The sequence below is a fragment of the Arthrobacter sp. AK01 genome (assembly GCF_021109375.1).
GTDB lineage: Bacteria > Actinomycetota > Actinomycetes > Actinomycetales > Micrococcaceae > Arthrobacter.
Map to the genome: position 1 here is coordinate 1 of NZ_JAJOHP010000085.1, position 17384 is coordinate 17384.

Annotated in this window: 18 protein-coding genes and 1 pseudogene; 8 read left to right on the top strand and 11 right to left on the bottom strand. The window is 63.5% G+C overall.

Going from position 1 to position 17384, the window contains the following annotated elements; all coding sequences use genetic code 11:
• Nucleotides 1-78 precede the first annotated feature (78 nt).
• A complete protein-coding gene (locus LN996_RS20810; protein ID WP_231342774.1) occupies nucleotides 79-1035 on the bottom strand; it encodes a DNA topoisomerase IB in 957 nt (318 codons plus the stop codon).
• A gap of 35 nt (nucleotides 1036-1070) precedes the next feature.
• Complete coding sequence (locus tag LN996_RS20815; protein ID WP_231342776.1) at nucleotides 1071-1550, bottom strand: Dps family protein; 480 nt, start codon at nucleotides 1548-1550, stop codon at nucleotides 1071-1073.
• Between the two features lie 308 nt (nucleotides 1551-1858).
• Here LN996_RS20815 and LN996_RS20820 point away from each other — a divergent pair, with 308 nt between their 5' ends.
• Together LN996_RS20820 and LN996_RS20825 are read left to right on the top strand one after the other, a co-directional pair.
• Nucleotides 1859-2029 carry a hypothetical protein gene (locus LN996_RS20820; protein ID WP_231342779.1) on the top strand — a complete coding sequence of 57 codons (171 nt, stop codon included), beginning with the start codon at nucleotides 1859-1861 and terminating at the stop codon, nucleotides 2027-2029.
• A 171-nt stretch (nucleotides 2030-2200) separates the two neighbouring features.
• Complete coding sequence (locus LN996_RS20825) at nucleotides 2201-2713, top strand: DUF6328 family protein (protein WP_231342782.1); 513 nt, start codon at nucleotides 2201-2203, stop codon at nucleotides 2711-2713.
• A 66-nt stretch (nucleotides 2714-2779) separates the two neighbouring features.
• Here the strand turns inward: LN996_RS20825 and LN996_RS20830 are convergent, their stop codons facing one another.
• Nucleotides 2780-3646: a Ku protein gene (locus LN996_RS20830; RefSeq protein WP_231342787.1), complete on the bottom strand. Its 867-nt coding sequence runs from the start codon at nucleotides 3644-3646 to the stop codon at nucleotides 2780-2782.
• 38 nt (nucleotides 3647-3684) lie between these two features.
• On the opposite strand from LN996_RS20830, the gene LN996_RS20835 reads away from it, so the two are divergent.
• The gene (locus tag LN996_RS20835; RefSeq protein WP_231342789.1) at nucleotides 3685-6249 is read left to right on the top strand and encodes an ATP-dependent DNA ligase; all 2565 of its coding nucleotides are present in this window, start codon (nucleotides 3685-3687) and stop codon (nucleotides 6247-6249) included.
• A gap of 32 nt (nucleotides 6250-6281) precedes the next feature.
• On the opposite strand, the gene LN996_RS20840 is transcribed toward LN996_RS20835, so the two are convergent.
• The gene (locus tag LN996_RS20840) at nucleotides 6282-6542 is read right to left on the bottom strand and encodes a hypothetical protein (protein WP_231342791.1); all 261 of its coding nucleotides are present in this window, start codon (nucleotides 6540-6542) and stop codon (nucleotides 6282-6284) included.
• A gap of 89 nt (nucleotides 6543-6631) precedes the next feature.
• Entirely contained in the window at nucleotides 6632-6877 is a 246-nt protein-coding gene (locus LN996_RS20845; RefSeq protein ID WP_231342793.1) for a hypothetical protein, read from the bottom strand.
• 245 nt (nucleotides 6878-7122) lie between these two features.
• Between LN996_RS20845 and LN996_RS20850 the strand changes: the two genes are divergently transcribed.
• Together LN996_RS20850 and LN996_RS20855 are read left to right on the top strand one after the other, a co-directional pair.
• Nucleotides 7123-7935, top strand: coding sequence for a putative protein N(5)-glutamine methyltransferase (locus LN996_RS20850; protein WP_231342795.1), 813 nt, complete (start codon nucleotides 7123-7125; stop codon nucleotides 7933-7935).
• 263 nt (nucleotides 7936-8198) lie between these two features.
• Nucleotides 8199-9821, top strand: coding sequence for an MFS transporter (locus LN996_RS20855; RefSeq protein ID WP_231342798.1), 1623 nt, complete (start codon nucleotides 8199-8201; stop codon nucleotides 9819-9821).
• Between the two features lie 140 nt (nucleotides 9822-9961).
• On the opposite strand, the gene LN996_RS20860 is transcribed toward LN996_RS20855, so the two are convergent.
• A complete protein-coding gene (locus LN996_RS20860) occupies nucleotides 9962-11377 on the bottom strand; it encodes a PLP-dependent aminotransferase family protein (RefSeq protein ID WP_231342800.1) in 1416 nt (471 codons plus the stop codon).
• Between LN996_RS20860 and LN996_RS20865 the strand changes: the two genes are divergently transcribed.
• Together LN996_RS20865 and LN996_RS20870 are read left to right on the top strand one after the other, a co-directional pair.
• Nucleotides 11376-12296, top strand: coding sequence for a DMT family transporter (locus LN996_RS20865; RefSeq protein WP_231342802.1), 921 nt, complete (start codon nucleotides 11376-11378; stop codon nucleotides 12294-12296). The two genes, LN996_RS20860 and LN996_RS20865, sit on opposite strands and share 2 nt — an antisense overlap.
• Before the next feature lie 6 nt (nucleotides 12297-12302).
• Nucleotides 12303-12926 (top strand): FMN-binding negative transcriptional regulator, encoded by a 624-nt coding sequence (locus LN996_RS20870; RefSeq protein WP_231342803.1) that lies wholly within the window; start codon nucleotides 12303-12305, stop codon nucleotides 12924-12926.
• A 27-nt stretch (nucleotides 12927-12953) separates the two neighbouring features.
• On the opposite strand, the gene LN996_RS20875 is transcribed toward LN996_RS20870, so the two are convergent.
• From LN996_RS20875 to LN996_RS20890, 4 genes are read right to left on the bottom strand one after another with little or no spacing between them, the layout of a single operon-like run.
• A complete protein-coding gene (locus LN996_RS20875; RefSeq protein ID WP_231342804.1) occupies nucleotides 12954-14156 on the bottom strand; it encodes a hypothetical protein in 1203 nt (400 codons plus the stop codon).
• The gene (locus LN996_RS20880; protein WP_231342806.1) at nucleotides 14153-14695 is read right to left on the bottom strand and encodes an RNA polymerase sigma factor; all 543 of its coding nucleotides are present in this window, start codon (nucleotides 14693-14695) and stop codon (nucleotides 14153-14155) included. Before LN996_RS20880 ends, LN996_RS20875 begins: the two co-directional genes overlap by 4 nt.
• A gap of 57 nt (nucleotides 14696-14752) precedes the next feature.
• Nucleotides 14753-15268 carry a GNAT family N-acetyltransferase gene (locus tag LN996_RS20885; RefSeq protein ID WP_231342809.1) on the bottom strand — a complete coding sequence of 172 codons (516 nt, stop codon included), beginning with the start codon at nucleotides 15266-15268 and terminating at the stop codon, nucleotides 14753-14755.
• Nucleotides 15265-15735, bottom strand: coding sequence for an SRPBCC family protein (locus tag LN996_RS20890; RefSeq protein ID WP_231342811.1), 471 nt, complete (start codon nucleotides 15733-15735; stop codon nucleotides 15265-15267). The genes LN996_RS20885 and LN996_RS20890 overlap by 4 nt, the downstream gene beginning before the upstream one ends.
• A gap of 132 nt (nucleotides 15736-15867) precedes the next feature.
• On the opposite strand from LN996_RS20890, the gene LN996_RS20895 reads away from it, so the two are divergent.
• The gene (locus LN996_RS20895; RefSeq protein WP_231342816.1) at nucleotides 15868-16956 is read left to right on the top strand and encodes an FUSC family protein; all 1089 of its coding nucleotides are present in this window, start codon (nucleotides 15868-15870) and stop codon (nucleotides 16954-16956) included.
• Between the two features lie 25 nt (nucleotides 16957-16981).
• Here LN996_RS20895 and LN996_RS20900 read toward each other — a convergent pair.
• Nucleotides 16982-17384, bottom strand: a pseudogene (locus LN996_RS20900) (RNA polymerase subunit sigma); the annotation flags it as partial.

Consider the following 17384-nt stretch of genomic DNA (forward strand, 5'->3'; position numbering starts at 1 on the left):
TCTCCCCTCGTCGCAGCCTTTGGTGTGGCTGCGCGGGGGCCTGGCCGCGCGCGGGCGCTTTTTCTTTAGCACCCGCCTCTAGGAGTCGCTTCCGTTCAGGTAGGCCGCAATCGACGCTTCGGTGGGCTTCACGTCCTTGAGTTCTTCGGACAGGTACCCCTCGATGATCCTCGGGTCCACGTAGGAGGATCGCGCCACGGATGGAGTATTGCCCAGAAGTTCCGAGGCTTCCTTGATGGCCCGCACTACGGCCTGGCGGGGAGTGCCTTTGTGGCCGGACTTGATGAGGCAGAGCGCCGCAGCCGCAGTGCCTTTCCATGTCCGGAAATCCTTCGAGGAATAGGCCTCCCCCGCGATGCCACGCAGGTATTCATTGATCATGGACGCGTCGACGGGTACCCAGGTTCCGTCGGATTGGTAAGCCAGCAGGCGTTCCTTGCCTGGCCGCTCCGCCAGTGGTTCCAGAAAGGCCGCCAGGGCAGGGTCGCGGATGGAGGTGTCCCACAATTGGCCGCTCTTGCCGGGGAACTTGAGGAAGACGTCCGGTCCTTCCACCCGCGCGTGACGGCACCGGAGAGTGGTGAGCCCGTAGGAGCCGTTCTGCTTCATGTAGATCTCCGACCCGACGCGCAGGGCACCCAGATCCATGAACCGCACTGCGGCAGCAAGGGTTTGCTGCCGGGGGTCCCCTGAATCCTGGAGATGCACGGTCACGTTACGTCGGACGGACGGCAGGACCCTCCCCAGCGTGGCAGCCCGAATGAACTTCTCGGTGTCCTTCCGTTCCCGCCATGTGGGGTGGTAGATGTACTGGCTGCGCCCCGCATCATCCACGCCAGTCGCCAGGATGTGCCCGTTCTCGAAAGGGCTGATCCATACATCGGTCCAAGCAGGCGGGATCGCCAGCGCATTGACGCGCTGGCGATCCTCCTTACTGACCAGACTCCCGTCCGGGTGGCGGTAGCTGAATCCTTTTCCTACCTTGCGGCGAACAATGCCGGGCTTGGAAAGGTCACTCCGCTTAAGCCTTGGCACGGTTGATCCGCCCTGTCCGTGATCAGCCGGCCAGGCTAGGCTTCGTCCGGGTCCGTTACGGAAGCGCCGGCGTTCATGATTTCCGCGTTGATCATCCACACCAGCTGCTCAAGGCGGGCGATGAACGCGTGCAGCAGGTCCGCCGTCGTGGGATCTTCCTCGTCCACCTCATCATGGACGTCGCGCATTGTCTGGACAGCGCGCTCCACGCGGTCGGTCACCAATTTGACGGCGTTCTTGGTGTTGACCAGGCCGGCCGGGAACTCCTCCAGGCGGGTGCCCTTGGCGATGGTTGCGCTGCGGCCATCAGGCAATGCATGAAGGGCCCGCATGCGCTCGGCGGTGTCATCGGCAAACTGGCGGGTGGCGAGGACCAGCTCGTCCAACTGAAGGTGCAGATCGCGGAAGTTCGGTCCCACGATGTTCCAGTGGGCCTGCTTCCCTTGGAGCTGTAGCTCGATAAGGTCTGTCAGGACGATCTGAAGGTTGTCTGCAAGCTGCTGTGACGCTTTCATGTGTTCCTCTCGTGGACGTTCATGTGAGCGAAGAGATGCCGCCTAATACCCACGGCATCTGCCCCATCATCAGGTGACGACTTCAACAAGCCTTTCATAAGGGTGCTTAGTAGTACAATGAGAAGTGTTACTGTTCACGACTGGCGAACTTCGCCCTTCAGCGAAGACCAGTATGTGATAACTGAAAGGCACTTCGAGGCGGCAGGGCCGCTTCAAAGTACCGGCATCACTAAATCGAAGTAAACGGAATGCATAGTTGGGAACGGGCGGCAATAGCCAAAGTTCCCCCAGAAAGGAATGTGCTGACCATGAATACGCTTCTGATCATTGCTGGTGTAGTGGCAATTGTTCTCCTCCTTGTAGGCGGTTTCTCCCAAGCCCTTAACTGGTTGCTTTGGGTGGGCGTCATCCTCCTCGTCGTCGCGGCCATCGGATGGTTGCTGAGCTTCATGTCAGGCCGTCGGGGCCATACGGTTTAGACACACCGCGACCCCAACGCGCCCTGAGGTCGGGCCTCCGGCGTGATCAACCGCCGTCCGAAGCGCTACCAGTCGCTGAGGGCGGCGGCGCCGCGTCGGGATCCATGGGCGGGCATTTCCTGTTCGGGCGCAGGCGTTCGTCGGCGTCCACCAATACGCGGAGGTTCACGAATGGTAGAGCCGGAACCGGCACCCAGATTCGGCAGGAACGAGTCCACCGAAGAACGGATGGACCGGAACTGGATGGAATTAATCCAGGAACTTCGTGTCCTTCAAACCGGAGTGCAGATCCTGGGCGGGTTCCTGCTGACGTTGCCTTTTCAACCGCGCTTTGGCGAGCTGGACGACTGGCAACGGAGCCTCTACCTCACCAACGTGATGGTTGCCGCCCTGACCACCGTGCTCATAGTGCTTCCCGTCAGCGTTCACCGAAGACTCTTCCGCCGCGGCCTCAAATCCGTGCTCGTCTCCAGCGCAGACACCATTACCAAATGGGCGCTGGGTGGAGTCGCCATCTTGATCACCGGCTCCGCATCGCTGGTCTTCGACGTCACGGCAGGCAGGACCGCCGGATTGGTGGCGGGCGGCTTCATCATCCTGGTGCTGCTTGTCCTGGTGGTCGGAATGCCTTTATGGCTGTACCGGCAAGGAATGCGCAACAACGGCGACTCGAAGGAAGAGTGAGCAATGCGGCGACCCAAGTGAGCAATGCGGCGACCTCATCCGGGAAAGGAAATTGACGACGCCGGTTCACGCCTTTTTCTTTGCCCGCGCCTTTGGCTTGCTGGCAGTTTTGCTGGCGGCAGCATCGTCGTCGGACTCATTTTCCTTGCCGCGCTTCTTATCCAGACTGCGCTTGAGTGCTTCCATGAGGTCGATGACGTCGCCGCCCTCGCCTTCGCCTTCCACGACGCCGAAGGTGGCCTCGGTGTCCAGGGCCTCGCCCTTCTCCAGCTTCGCCTCGATCAGTGTCTTCAGCTGCGCTTGATAGTCATCGGTGTATTCGTCCGGATCAAAGTCGTGCGCCATGGACTCCACCAGGGCGGAGGACATCTCGAGTTCCTTGTCGGAGATCTTGATGTCCGTCTCCAGCGACGGGAACTTGGCCTCACGGACTTCGTCGCCCCATAGCAGTGCCTGGAGCAACAGCACATCGCCGCGTACCCGCAACGCCCCCAGCCGGGTCTTTTGGCGCAGCGCATACTGGACAATGGCTATCCTGTCCGTGTCCTCCAGCGTCTGCCGCAACAGCATATAGGCCTTGGGGGATTTGGAATCCGGCTCAAGGAAATAGCTGCGCTCGTACATGATGGGATCCAGCTGCTCAGCGGGGATAAACTCCACCACTTCGATCTCACGGCTGTTCTCCTCGGGCAAGGACTTTAATTCAGCCGCGGTAAGGACCACAGTCCGGCCTTCTTCTTCGTAGGCCTTGTCGATATCCTCATAGGCCACAACTTCGCTGCAAATTTCGCATTTGCGCTGGTACCGAATACGCCCGCCGTCCTTATTGTGGACTTGGTGCAGGCCAATATCGTGATCCTCCGTGGCACTGTAGAGCTTCACTGGTACGTTGACCAGACCGAACGCGATGGATCCCTTCCATATGGCCCTCATGCACCCAGTCAACAGCACAAGACAGCAGAGGAGAAGAGGTGGCAGGCAAGCAACAGGAGCGGGTAAACGTGGAAGGCCACGAGCTCACCCTCACCAACCTGGGCAAGATCATCTACCCGGAAACCGGGACAACCAAGGCTGAAGTGCTGGAGTACTACGCCGCCGTGGCGCCTTTTCTCATCCCGGCAGCGGCGAACAGGCCCGTGACGCGAAAGCGCTGGGTCAACGGCGTTGGTACGGCAGAGCACCCAGGCCAGGTGTTCTTCCAGAAGAACCTTGAGGACTCCGCGCCCAAGTGGATACCGCGGGCCACCATCCACCACTCGGACCACACCAACGACTACCCCATGGTCAATAACCTGGCCACGCTCACCTGGATGGCCCAAATCGCTTCCCTGGAGATCCACGTTCCTCAATGGCAGGTGGACGCCGCCGGGAATCCGCTCCGGCCCGACCGCTTCGTGCTGGATCTTGATCCCGGCCCCGGAGCCGGCCTTCCCGAATGCGTTGAAGTGGCCAAGCTGGCCCGCTCCATCCTGCAGGACATGGGCATGGACCCCGTCCCGGTCACCAGCGGCAGCAAAGGCATCCACCTCTACACGGGCCTTGACGGGACCCTGAAGTCCGAGCAGGTTTCCGCCTTCGCCCACGAGCTCGCGCGCGCCTTGGAGTCCGACCACCCGGAACTGGTGGTCAGCGACATGAAGAAGTCCCTCCGCAAAGGCAAAGTCCTGGTGGACTGGAGCCAGAACAGCGGAAATAAGACGACGATCGTCCCCTACTCACTCCGCGGAAAAGCTCGGCCCACCGTCGCAGCGCCGCGTACGTGGCGGGAGCTCGCCTCCCCCTCGTTGGAGCACCTGGACTTTCTTTCCGTGATGAAACGGGTCAAGTCAGGCAAGGACCACTTCGCTTCGATCTCCGACCGGCACCTGCCGCCGCACGGCGAGGATGGCAATGACGACGGCGGTGCTGCCGGCGGCAGTTCAGGCACGGGTGGGGCCGGCTCCCGTGAGCGGGCGGTGACGGTCGAGAACCGTCTCGCCAAGTACGTTGGGATGCGCGATCCGGACAAGACCCCGGAACCGTTTCCGTCGTCGTCGGCCGCATCTGCCGCGAGGGCGCCGTCCGGTAGCTCGTCCCCGGACCAGCCGAAACCCGGCGAGCCACCGCCACCGGGCGGCACCTTCGTCATCCAGGAGCACCACGCCCGCCGTTACCACCTGGATTTCAGGCTGGAACACGACGGCGTCCTGGTCTCCTGGGCACTCCCCCGCGGCGTGCCCGAAACCCCGGACCGGAACAACCTTGCCGTGCACACCGAAGACCATCCCATGGACTATGCCAACTTCGCCGGCGTCATTCCCAAAGGTGAATACGGCGCCGGGACGGTCACCATCTGGGACCGCGGGGAGTACACCTGCGAGAAATGGCGCGATGGCAAGGAAGTGATCGCGACCCTCACGGGCGAGCCCGGCGGTGGGTTGCATGGGACCAAGCGGTTCGCCCTCATCAACACTGGTCAGAACTGGCTGATCCACCTCATGAAGGAGCAGCCTGGAGGGCGGAAGGGCCCACCAAGCAAGGACGTGAAGCCGGCGCTCTCCCAGCCGCCGGTCAAGCCGCCCGCACCCCAGGCCATGCCGGACTACACCCCCATGCTGGCCACCTCGGGGTCCACGGACGATCTCCACGGCGACGACTGGCTGTATGAGCTGAAGTGGGATGGGATCCGCGCAGTTATCACAGGTACAGAGGGAAGGATCCGCCTCATGAGCCGCAACGGGAACGACCTCACGGCCACGTACCCGGAGCTCACTGACCGTTCGTGCTGGCCCGACGGTGACTTCGTGGCGGACGGCGAAATCGTGGCGCTGGGCAAGGGCTCCCGACCGGATTTCGGTCGGCTGCAGCTGCGGATGAACCTGGTCAAAACCGCAGATATCGAGCGGGCACGCGCATCGGTGCCGGTGCAGCTCATGCTGTTCGACCTTCTTTACGACGGCGGCACGGACCTGAGCGCCCTGCCATTCCACGAGCGCCGCGAACGGCTTTCAGCCTTTGCGGATCGCCTGCGCAAAGGCTGTCCCCTTCACCTATCCGCCGTGTTGGACCACGACGTGGAAGACCTCATGGCCAGCGCCGCCGAGCTTGGCCTGGAAGGCGTCATGGCGAAGAAGGCGGACAGCCGCTACGTGATCGGGCGCCGGAGCAGGTCCTGGCTCAAGCTCAAGCTGGAGCAGAGCCAGGAGGTGGTGGTGGGTGGCTGGCGTACCGGCGCGGGGGCCCGAAGCGGGACGTTCGGCTCGTTGCTGTTGGGCATTCCGGACGGCGACAAGCTGCACTATGTGGGCAGGGTTGGCAGCGGGTTCAAGGATTGGCAGCTCCGGGACATCATGGAAAAGCTGGAGCCCCTGGTGATTGCTGATTCTCCCTTTGCCGATATTCCCCGGGAAGACGCTGCGGGCGCGAAGTGGGTGAGTCCTGGCCTTGTGGCCGAGGTGACGTTCGGCGAATGGACGGGCCCCGGCCGGCTGCGGCACCCCGTGTGGCGTGGGTGGCGTCCGGACAAGTCCCCCTCAGACGTCAGCCAGCCCAACTGAGTCGCAGTTGGGCTGGCTGCGGGGGTACGGGCCTAGGAGGAGTGTGGCATCTGCGGGCGGCTGGTTCTGTGGATTGCCGTCACAGCTGCGCCCTGGCCCATGCGGCCGTGGGCCTGGTCGCGGTCCTTCGGGTGCCGGCGTTTGCCATTCCCGTCAGGCCACTGATTGCCTTGTTCCGTGCCCAGCGCAACCGCGATGGTTGCCGGTTCGGGCATCGGAGCCATGTCCATGGACTCCACCAAGTGGCTTGCTACCTCAGGATTGATGTTTTCAGCTTCATGTTTCGCAGTCATGATTCTTCCTTTCCAGAGTGAAACGAAGGGATTTCAATACTAGGTGCGCCGGAGAGGCTTGTCTGCAGGAATCAGCTGGCTGCTGCTTCCTACCAGCGGACCTTCTTCTCCGTTTTGGCCAGCTTGCCGCTGGCCGATGTGGGCTTGTGGCCCTTGCCCGTGCTTTGCCAGCCAGCGGGAGCCCCGCCACCGGACTTGCTGGCGAGCATGGCCTTTTGGGCGTCGGTCAGCTTGGACTTGATGCCGCCGGAGGCCGGAGCCTGGGCAGCGGATTCGGTTCCGCCCCCAGGGGTGGTGTTCTCAGGTGAGGTGTTGTCGGAAGGGTTGGCAGTCATGCGTGGACTCCTAGAGTGTGAGTCCTGAAGAGACACTTGTGCCATGGCGTTGCGGTTCGAGAAAAAGGCGTCGACAACGGGAACGGCATGGAGGCAGGGCCTCGACAGGCGTGGATTTTTGTCAGGTGAAACTCGGTGCGTGCTACAGAAGCAGGCGCCGGTCTACTCAAAAATCAGTGTTCCCATGCCTCTTACCCTAACCAAAAACTGCGAGCTTTGGGAACCCCTTGGCTAGCATGGCCAACATGACCCGGGGATCCGACGTTGCCACCACCGCCAACGTTGCCACCACCCTGCGCGCTGCTGGATGCGTCTTTGCCGACGACGAGGCCCAGCTCCTCGTTGACGCGGCCCGCCACGTGGACGAGCTCAACCGCATGGTGAGCCAACGCGTCAGTGGGCTTCCCCTTGAGCACATCGTTGGTTGGGTGGAGTTTTGCGGGAAGCGCATGGCAGTGGAACCCGGAGTATTCGTGCCGCGTCGTCGCACGGAGTTCCTGGTGAGTCAGGCGGCGATGATCGCCCGGCCTGGTGCCGTCGTCGTCGACCTTTGCTGTGGTTCGGGGTCCTTGGGTGCGGCGCTAAGCGACTGTCTGGGGCGCTGCGAGTTGCACGCTGCGGACATCGACCCGGCAGCGGTCCGCTGCGCACGACGCAACGTTGAGCCCCGCGGCGGAAACGTCCACCAAGGCGACCTCTACACGGCGCTCCCGCTGGAACTGATGGGCCGGGTGGACGTGCTTCTGGCGAATGCGCCGTATGTTCCCACCCGGTCCATCGGGATGATGCCACCGGAGGCGCGGCTCCACGAGCCGCTGGTGGCGCTCGACGGCGGCGCTGACGGTTTGGCCGTTCAACGCCGGGTTGCGCAGGGGGCGGCTCAGTGGTTGGCGCCGGGCGGTGTACTCCTGGTCGAAACCTCGCTGCAGCAGGCCGGGCAGACGGTACGGATCCTGACCAAGGGGGGCCTGCTCGCAGCGGTGGCTGCCGATGAGGAACTAGGCGCCACCGTGGTGCTCGGCTGGAACCGCGGGACCCGGCAAACCATCAGCTTTTAGGCCCGAATCCGCCCCGTTAAGTGGGCTCAGCTAAACAATTTGGTAACAACGTGCTCACCGGGGCAAAAACCGGCCACGTTCCGCTTGATTGCAGGGCAAGAGCGGGTAATGAGATGCAACACAGCTAGGCAATTTGCACCCTCATTTGGCCCAAAAATCCGATCTCAACTCGGGTTTTCGGCCCAAAACGCGTAAAATTGAAACCCTGCCCAGAGCGGGGCAGCAGAAGTCGCAAGCAAATGACCTCCCTAGGAGAAGCCCAAATGCCCATAGACCAAAGCAAGTCCGTCTCTCCGGATGGCGCAAGGAACGCCACCGGAAACCAGGAACCGGCAGCCCCCACGGGCGCCGCAAACGCAGTAAAGAACGCAACGAAGAAAACGAAGCTTCGCCCGAAGCGCCGGCTCAAAGAGTCCGACGTTAACGTGGTGAACAAGCCGATGCTGCGCAAAGCACTCGGCGGCACGATCGTCGGCAACACCATGGAGTGGTACGACGTCGGCGTGTTCGGCTACCTCATCACCACCATGGGCCCTGTCTTCCTGCCGGAAGCAGACAAGTCCGTCCAGACACTCTTCCTTCTGGGCACCTTCGCCGCAACCTTCATCGCGCGCCCCCTCGGCGGCGTAGTATTCGGTTGGCTCGGCGACAAGGTGGGCCGCCAGAAGGTCCTCGCAGCAACACTGATGCTGATGGCGGCAAGTACATTCGCCGTCGGCCTCCTTCCCGGTTACGCGCAGATCGGCATCTGGGCCGCCGCGTTGCTGGTGATCCTGAAGCTCATCCAGGGCTTCTCCACCGGTGGCGAGTACGCCGGTGCCACAACGTTCGTCAGCGAGTACGCCCCGGACAAGCGCCGCGGTTACTTCGCCAGCTTCCTCGATATGGGCAGCTACATCGGCTTCGCCCTCGGCGCCGCCTTGGTTTCGGTCCTGCAGCTCACGCTCGGACAGGCAGCCATGGAGGAATGGGGTTGGAGGATTCCGTTCCTGATCGCTGGTCCGCTGGGCCTCATCGCCGTGTACTTCCGTAGCAAGATCGAGGAATCTCCCCAGTTCCAGGCAACCCTTGACGCCCAGGAGGCCTCCGCCAAGGACGCCGCATCCCAGGATGCAGCCGTCGCCAAGGGACCCATTGGCATCATCAAGGCCTACTGGCGCCAGATCGTGCTGGCCATGATCCTCGCGGCCGCAGCCAACACCGTTGGTTACGCGCTGACCTCGTACATGCCCACGTACCTGACGGATTCCAAGGGCTACGACCCCGTCCACGGCACCCTGCTGACCATCCCGGTCCTGGTGATCATGGCCGTATGCATCCCGCTGACCGGAAAGCTCTCGGACCGTATCGGCCGCCGCCCCGTCTTGTGGGTAGGCGCAGGCAGCACCATCGTGTTCTCGGTACCTGCCTTCCTTCTGATCGGCATTGGCGACATCTGGTCCACACTGGCCGGCCTTGCGCTGATCGCATTCCCAGTGACGTTCTACATCGCCAACCTGGCTTCGGCCCTGCCGGCGCTGTTCCCGACGTCCAGCCGCTATGGCGGAATGGGTATCGCTTACAACTTCTCTGTGGCGATCTTCGGCGGAACCACGCCGTTCATCGTCCAGGGACTCATTGAGGGCACCGGCGATGACATGATGCCGGCGTACTACCTGATGGGTACGTCCATCATCGGTGCGATCGCCATCTACTTCCTGCGCGAATCGGCCCAGCGCCCCCTGCCGGGCTCCATGCCCAGCGTGGACACCCAGGCTGAAGCACGCGAGCTCGTAGCAACGCAGGACACCAACCCGCTCATCAACCTGGACGAGATGCCGTTCGACGGCCAGCCAATCGATGATGCCGTGTTTGGCAAAGGCAACAAGGACCTGACACCCGCTTAGGAACTCTTTGCCTGCAACTTCTGCGCAGCGATTCAGATAGTTCGCGGCAGCTTGCCGCCCACCGTAGCCACCAACCCCAAGGCGCTCTCCTTGGTGCTGGTGGCTACGGCTGTTAAGTGGGGTTCGACGGCGCCCGCGGCTCAGGCCTGCAGCAAGCCTTTGACTGCCTCACCGATGATCCGTGCACCCTCCGGAAAGGCGCCCGGGTTGGGTCCCGCGTAATTGAGCCTGATGTACGGGCCCTCCGGTTCAGCGGGGAACCACTCCGTGCCGGCGGCAATGAGCACCCCGGCCGCCTCGCAATCCCTGGTGAGTTGCTCGACGTCGAACCCGTCCGGCATCCGCAACCACAAGTTAAGGCCGCCTTTGGGCAGATGGCTGAGGTGCGCCTGCGGCACGTGCTCCCGCAGGCTGGTGACCAGGAGGTCGCGGCGTGATTGCAGCTGATGGCTGAGACCGCGAAGGTGGGTCTGCCACCCCGGTTGCGTGACGACGTCGAGCGCCGCCGCCTGAAGCAGTCCGCTAACGTACATCGACTCCGCGGCCTGCGCGCCCATAATGCGTTCGCGCGCCGGACCACGGGCGATGATCGCGGCCACGCGGACGGATGGCGAGACACTCTTGGTCAGCGAGCGGATATAGACCACGTGGCCGGAATCGTCCTTGGCTGCGATCGGAACGGAGGGGGCGGTGATGCCGAAGTCGTGGGCCCAGTCGTCCTCCACAAGGAAAGCGCCGTGTCGCTGGACGATCCGCAGGACCTCCTCGCCGCGTTCTGCCGACCACTGCGCACCTGTGGGGTTCGCGAAGTTGGGTTGGGCGTAGAACAGGCGTGCCCCGGATTCCGCAAAGGCCCTGTCCAGCTCGTCGGGATCGGGGCCTTCCGGGCCGCTGGGGACAGGGATGACATTCACGCCGGCCTGGCCGGCGGCCAGCAGCGCGCCCCAGTAACTGGGGGACTCCACCAGCAGGGGCTGGCCGTGCCCCACCAGACCTCGGAAGATCGAGCTGAGTCCGCTCTGGCTGCCGGGAAGTACGACGACGTCGCTCGGCTGCGGCGGCGTGACGCCCACTGGCGTTGAGGTGCTGAGCTCTTGCGCGAACCACGATTGCAGCTCGGGAATGCCTTGCGCCGGCGGTCTTGAAAGGGCAGCGTCTCCGCGGGCAGACCGCGTCAGCGCCGCACGTACGAGCCGTTCGGGAAGCAATTCGCGGGCCGGGTAGCCTGAGTGGAACGCGATGACGTCGTTGGAGGCGCTGCGCATGGCGGCTGAATTCAGTGGACGCGCGGCCTTGGCTGCCCTCAGAGCGGCTGTTTGCCAGCCGTAGTCCGAAGGCCGTGCCGTGCGGTACGCCCGGACGAATGTCCCGACGCCCGGGCGGCTCTCGATCAAACCCTGGGCTGTGAGCGTCCGCAGGGCCTTTTGAACGGTGACCGGGCTTGCCTTGTGTTCAGCTACGAGTTGCCGGGTAGATGGCAGTTTAGCTCCCGGGGCCGCCCCTGCGATCCATTCCTTTACTCGCGAGACGATGAGGGAACTGCTATCGTTGTTCATGAGTCACAATAGTAGCGCTACTACTCTTTCGCGGACAGTGGTATCCACTCCGACATCGATCGGAATCTGGTGGGGCCTCCTCGGCGTTGTTGCCTTCTCCTTCACCGTGCCGCTCACCCGCGTGGCTGTGGAGGGAATGTCTCCCCTGTTCATCGGAGCGGGCAGGGCCGTTGTGGCAGCCATCCTTGCGGCGCTGGCACTGGCCCTGACCCGGCAGCGTTTTCCACAGGGCCGCCAGTGGATCCGACTGGCCGTGGTGGCCGGCGGAATTGTGGCCGGGTTCCCTTTGCTCACCACCTTCGCCCTCACCAGCACCTCTGCCAGCCATGGCGCCGTGGTGATCGCGCTACTACCCGCAGCCACGGCTACCGCGGCGGTCATCCGGGGACGGGAACGTCCACGCCTGCTCTTCTGGATCCTTACGGCCGTGGGTGTTGTGGCCGCGCTTGTTTTCGCGCTGGTTCAGGCCGGTGGTTTCGGCTCCCTGCATTGGGCCGACCTCCTGCTGCTCGGAGCGGTCCTTGCTGCAGCCGTTGGCTACGCAGAAGGAGGATTGCTGGCCCGCGAACTCGGCTCATGGCAAACCATCTCGTGGGCACTGGTGGTGGCTGCGCCAGCGATGATCGTGCTGACTCTGTTGTCTTTGGACTCCGGCATGCCGAACGCTACGCCCGTCCAATGGTTGTCCTTCGCGTACCTGGGTGTAGTGAGCATGTTCCTCGGCTTCTTCGCCTGGTACCGGGGCCTGGCCATTGGGCCCATGGCGCAGGTCAGCCAGATCCAGCTCGTCCAACCCGTCATGACCATCGCGTGGGCCGCCCTTCTCCTGGGCGAGCCGATGACGTGGACCACCGTAGTGGGTGGCCTCGCTGTCATCGTCTGCGCCGGTGCCGCTGTCCGCGTCAGGCTCAGGAAGTAGGAAGCCATGTACACACCCGCACACTTTGCCCCCTCCGCCGAAGCCGTGGAGGCGCTGCTCCAGGACGCCGGTGCCGCAAACCTCGTGACCATGTCGGAGGATGGACTGCTCGCCACACTCCTACCGTTTGTCTACGAGCCATCGATAGGTGACCACGGTGCCTTGCACGCCCACATGGCCCGCAACAATACGCAGTGGTCCTCGCCCGTTACCGGTGAGGCACTCATGATCGTGCAGGGCAACGACGCCTACATCTCGCCCTCCTGGTATGCCTCGAAAGCCGAGCACGGCCGGGTGGTGCCGACCTGGAACTATTCCACCGCCCACGTCTACGGCGAGCTGGTGATCCATGACGACGCCGAATGGCTGGCCCGGCACGTGCGCCGCCTGTCACACCAGCACGAAGCCGCGATGCCGCAGCCTTGGACTGTGGACGAAGCACCCGAGCGGTTCATCGCCGGGCAGCTGAAGGCGATTGTCGGCGTCGAACTTGTGATCACCCGGGTGGAGGCGAAGACGAAGCTCAGCCAGAACCGGAGCGCCGCAGACGTGGCCGGGGTCATCGAGGGCTTGCGCACCGTGGGCGACCCGGCGAGCGCGGCAGATGTGGAACGGGCACGGACCTCATAGAAGCTTCGAGGTTGAACTCGTGGCGCGCTAGGGCCGTGGCAGCGCAACTCCGTGCTGCTTCTGGAACGGGCTGGCCCCTGGAAGCTCGGGGGTGACTTCGAAGACCCGCAGCGTCTCGCCAGCGCAGGAAGCGGTCTCCGTGGTCAATTCGCCGGACACTTGGGGCCGCGGTTCAAGGTCGGTCATGTAAATGAAGCCCCACTCATTAAGAATGACCGGAGTGTCCGCCTGCACCTCTCCATTAGCGTAAACGCGGCCCTCGGCATCCACGGGCAGCGACCTGATGGCCGCTGTGAATCCGGTGGGCCAGCGCAGGTACACCTTCTCGGCACTGTTCTCAAAGGTGAAGCAGGCCCCGGCAACGGACATGTGCCCACGGACCACCCCTTCCCTTGATCCTCCCGTGCCCTCCGTTCCCTTGACGACATCGGGAGCCACCCCTCCTGAACGGTTTCCTTCGTATGTCGATACCGGAACATCCCCCATGGGTGCGACATTTATGCGTGCACGCAGGTCATCGCCGATGTCGACGGGCTCATCCGTGACCGGATTTACTGTGGTGGAGGTACGGATATTTTGAACCCTCAGCAGTGAGTGTGCTGTGTTCATCAACTGCAGACCGCCGTCACCACCCCGGGCAAAGAAGCCGAGGAACGTCATGGGTGCTTCCTTCTGGGAATCCCGCCAAAGCAGCGTTCCGCTGATCCTGTCGTCAGCTGCAGACACGTCAACCGAGGTGGTTCCCACGGCACTTGAGCCCTTCAACACCTGCCTGACGTTGACCGGTTCGATGCCGAGTTGCTGCATGCTCCCGGTGGGCAATGCTTCAACCACCAGCACTTCGTCCGCGGAGACGAACATGTCATGGAACGGCCCGGCCGGCGGAAGTTGCGCGGCGGTGGGCGTCGGAGTTGCTGCCCCGGTCCCCGTACCAGCCGGTAGCTCTATTGCCGCCGGCGGAGTGGAGGGCGGTGACTGAAGGATGGCGGGAACAAGGACTGTGGCCCCCACCACCGCGGCGGCCACCACTATGCCGCCGACCCAGCGGCGGCGCCTCACGGCCCTCCGCTGGCGGCCGATCCCGGAACCGCCGGCAAAGATGTGGGTCAGGTCCGAGTCCTGGAATGACAGGCTTCTGGCCCGGCTCCGTTCCAACTCGGACTCTGTGACATCCGAGGCAGGGTCGGCAGCGAGCAGGCGGTCCACATTCTTTGTAGAAAGCTCTTTCATCGTTGGGACTCCTGTGACTCTCGTTCGCGCTGGAGCAGGTGGCCGAGCGCTTTCCTGGCACGGTGAAGGCGCATCCGTACGGCGGTGGCCGAGGTGTTGAGGAGGTCGGATACCTCGCTCGAGGTGAATCCGTCCCAGTACGTGAGCAGCAGGACCTCGCGGTCGTCCGGCTTGAGCTGGTCCAAGGCATCCCGGACGGACGCGTCTGCGTCGGTTCCGTGGTCTTGGCCCAAGTCCATGCGCTCCATGAAAAGGGAAGACAAAAGGTTGGCGGAACGTGCCGAGGACCTCATGTGATTGCGCAATACGTTATGGGCGATGCCGAAGAGGACCATGGCCGAGAGGTCTTGGTCCTCCTGCGCGGACTTCTCCCACGTGATCCGAAAGACCTCGGCGCATAGGTCTTCCGCCGTGGAAGGATTCGTGGTTCGGCGACGAAAGTAGCGGTACACGGCGTCGTGACAGGCTGCATGGGCCGCCGTAAACCGCTTTTGTCTTTTCACGTCCACGCGATCCCCCAGATGCGTTTGCAAGCTCATACCCGGTTAATGTCCGGCAGCCCGGCAAGTGTAACCACGGTACGAAAGTTTCCTGCCCTACTTCGGCGGTACCGCCGGGCGCCACATCGCTACTCGTGGCCAGCGGGTCAGGCCCAACCCGGCCTCGTGCTCCATGAGGCGGGCCAGCTCCGGACCCCAGGTGCCGGCGTCGAGCACTTCGAACCCAAGCCGACGGTAGTACGGGGCGTTCCACGGCACATCCCGGAAAGTGCTGAGGGTTTGCCGATGCATCCCATGTCCCCTGGACCATACCCGCGCCGCGTGCAGCAGTTCGCGGCCCAGGCCCTGGTGGGCATAGTCGGGGTGGACGCTGACTTGCTCAACGTGGCCCGCTCCATCCACGATGTCCGCCAGGAGATAAGCCACTGGATAGTCGAGCCCGTCCACGAACACCCATGCCCGGCCAGCTACGGCATAGTGGTTCAGCTCCTCGACGGAGAGGGGCTCGTCCTCGGCGATGGAGTCCATCCCCAATGCCCGGAAAGCCTGGCCCGCGGCACGCTCGATGTCCTGCAAAATCAGGAGATCGTCCGCATGCGCGAGCCTGATCATGGCCGGTTATCCAGCGCTGGAGGTGCTTGGGCCACCAGGAATTCGTTGCGTACTTCGATCAGGTTCTGCAGGTAGCGGGCCAGCACCAGCTTCTCCACCCATCTGCCCAACGGACCGAACGGTGCGGCAAACTCCACAGTGTCCACCATGAGTGTCCCGCTTCCGTCGGGCCGGAACTCGTGCGTGTGGCGGAGGTACTTGAAGGGGCCCTTCACCTGTTCGTCCGAGAACGACGCCGGTGCCTTCATCCGCGTGATGCGGCTGGTCATGCGGAACCGGACGCCAAGGTGCCACGCCTGCCAGGTGACAGTCTCACCTTCGGAGATCAAACCAGTGGTGACACCGTCCACGGCCTTCTCGCGGCTCTTGGTCATGGACCCCACGTGGGCGTCAATGTTGCGGGCGAGATCGAACAACTCCTGCGGCGGCATGGCGGAGCGGGTGCGGCAGACGAAAGCGACGGGCATACCTCGATCTTCCCAGACCATCCGGGGTGCGTGTGCCCTATCCCGCTACGGCTTGTGACCGGGCTAATGGCGGGGTGCCGGTCATCCTGATAATTTTCAAGGGAGTCCCTCGATGATTGGTGGTGTTTCCCCGTGCCCGCAATCATCGCCCATGCCCGCGAACTACACCGGCTGGGCCCTGCCAACAACGATCGCCTCTCGGCTGTACGTGTTGCCCTCAGTGTCGCGGTGCCGGGACTGTTCCTTATCCTCATCGGCCGCCCGGACCTCATGATGTACGCCGTGTTTGGTGCTCTGACCGGGATGTACGGGCGCAACGAGGCACATCAGCTCAGGCTCAAGCACCAGTCCCAAGCGGCCCTGTTCCTGGTGGGTGGGCTGTCCATCGGCGTGTTCCTGTCCGTCAACCACATCCACTCCTGGTGGTTGGTCCTCGTGGCCACCGTGTTCGCCGGCGCCGGTTCCCTCTATGCGGACGCCGTGCGCCTCAGGCCCATCGGACCGTTCTTCGGCATCCTCGCATTGGGCGCCTGCGCGTCCGTGCCCACCAATGTTCCCTGGACGACGGCGGTACTCATCGGGGCTGCATCCGCCGGCTTTTCCTTGCTGGTTGGCTTCGCCGGCTGGTTCCGGCACCGCGCGTGGGAGGCTGGCGCTGCCCGTGATGTTCCCGTCCTCCGCGGCCCGCTGCGTCAGGCAGCGCTGGTCCATGCTGCGCGCTATTCCCTCGCAGTAAGTGCCGCCGGGGCCGTCGGTGTCCTCAGCGGCAGTGGCCACCCGCACTGGGCCATGGCTGCCGCAGCCGTTCCACTCGCCGGCGCCGACCTCCCCAGCCGAGTCCACCGGGGCATCCACCGCATTGTGGGGACGTTCCTCGGGTTGGCGGTGGTCGCCGTCGTACTTTTCCCCGGTCCGCTATCGCCGCTTCAGTACTTCCCTGGCCAGACCGCAGTGGTCCTCGCCGTGCTGGTGGTGGTGTGCCAGTTCCCCACCGAGCTGTTCATGGCGCGGCATTACGGATGGGCCATGGTGTTCTTCACTCCCGTGATCCTGCTCATCGCCCAGCTTGCGGCACCCATGGATCCAGGCGTGCTGGTGATGGAGCGTGCCATCGAGACGTTCGTGGGAGCGGTGGTGGGCATCGCGGTGGCCGTGTTGGTTCGGGCACCGCGGAGGAGCGTTCCTCAAGGACCGCAGATTAAGCCGGTCCCCCGCACCTGAAGCCAGTCACCTCCGAACGTGTTGCTTAGAAGGTGTTGGAGAATGTTGCCGTCTCAATGCCTGTGCCGCTGAACTCGTAGTACATCGTGGTGGTCCCCGCGTCGTCCACTTTGGAGACGCCGAGCAGGAACTCCAGGGCCTCCGGGTCCACAGCGGTGCTGGTGCAGCGGAATTGCCTGGTGGCCGAGTCAGCTGACGAGCAGTTCCAGCCTGGCGGTTCGATCAATTTTCCTGGAATCATGTCCGCGCCGGCAGAAATCGTGAACACCACCTCGGCGGCGGCCGGCACAGTCCCTCCCTGCAGGTGGAAGGTGATGGAGACATTGGTATCCGAGGCCGTGGTACCCGGTTCTGCCGTGAACGTCGCCGTCACTGCGGGCTCCGGTGTTGGTGCGTCGGTGGCGGTAGGGGTGGGCGTGGCCGTGGGG

Bases quoted from the DNA above. Each gene is read 5' to 3' on its own strand.
- LN996_RS20815 (WP_231342776.1), bottom strand. From the start codon at position 1,550: ATGAAAGCGTCACAGCAGCTTGCAGACAACCTTCAGATCGTCCTGACA.
- LN996_RS20820 (WP_231342779.1), top strand. From the start codon at position 1,859: ATGAATACGCTTCTGATCATTGCTGGTGTAGTGGCAATTGTTCTCCTC.
- LN996_RS20825 (WP_231342782.1), top strand. From the start codon at position 2,201: ATGGTAGAGCCGGAACCGGCACCCAGATTCGGCAGGAACGAGTCCACC.
- LN996_RS20830 (WP_231342787.1), bottom strand. From the start codon at position 3,646: ATGAGGGCCATATGGAAGGGATCCATCGCGTTCGGTCTGGTCAACGTA.
- LN996_RS20840 (WP_231342791.1), bottom strand. From the start codon at position 6,542: ATGACTGCGAAACATGAAGCTGAAAACATCAATCCTGAGGTAGCAAGC.
- LN996_RS20845 (WP_231342793.1), bottom strand. From the start codon at position 6,877: ATGACTGCCAACCCTTCCGACAACACCTCACCTGAGAACACCACCCCT.
- LN996_RS20850 (WP_231342795.1), top strand. From the start codon at position 7,123: ATGACCCGGGGATCCGACGTTGCCACCACCGCCAACGTTGCCACCACC.
- LN996_RS20855 (WP_231342798.1), top strand. From the start codon at position 8,199: ATGCCCATAGACCAAAGCAAGTCCGTCTCTCCGGATGGCGCAAGGAAC.
- LN996_RS20865 (WP_231342802.1), top strand. From the start codon at position 11,376: ATGAGTCACAATAGTAGCGCTACTACTCTTTCGCGGACAGTGGTATCC.
- LN996_RS20860 (WP_231342800.1), bottom strand. From the start codon at position 11,377: ATGAACAACGATAGCAGTTCCCTCATCGTCTCGCGAGTAAAGGAATGG.
- LN996_RS20870 (WP_231342803.1), top strand. From the start codon at position 12,303: ATGTACACACCCGCACACTTTGCCCCCTCCGCCGAAGCCGTGGAGGCG.
- LN996_RS20875 (WP_231342804.1), bottom strand. From the start codon at position 14,156: ATGAAAGAGCTTTCTACAAAGAATGTGGACCGCCTGCTCGCTGCCGAC.
- LN996_RS20880 (WP_231342806.1), bottom strand. From the start codon at position 14,695: ATGAGCTTGCAAACGCATCTGGGGGATCGCGTGGACGTGAAAAGACAA.
- LN996_RS20885 (WP_231342809.1), bottom strand. From the start codon at position 15,268: ATGATCAGGCTCGCGCATGCGGACGATCTCCTGATTTTGCAGGACATC.
- LN996_RS20890 (WP_231342811.1), bottom strand. From the start codon at position 15,735: ATGCCCGTCGCTTTCGTCTGCCGCACCCGCTCCGCCATGCCGCCGCAG.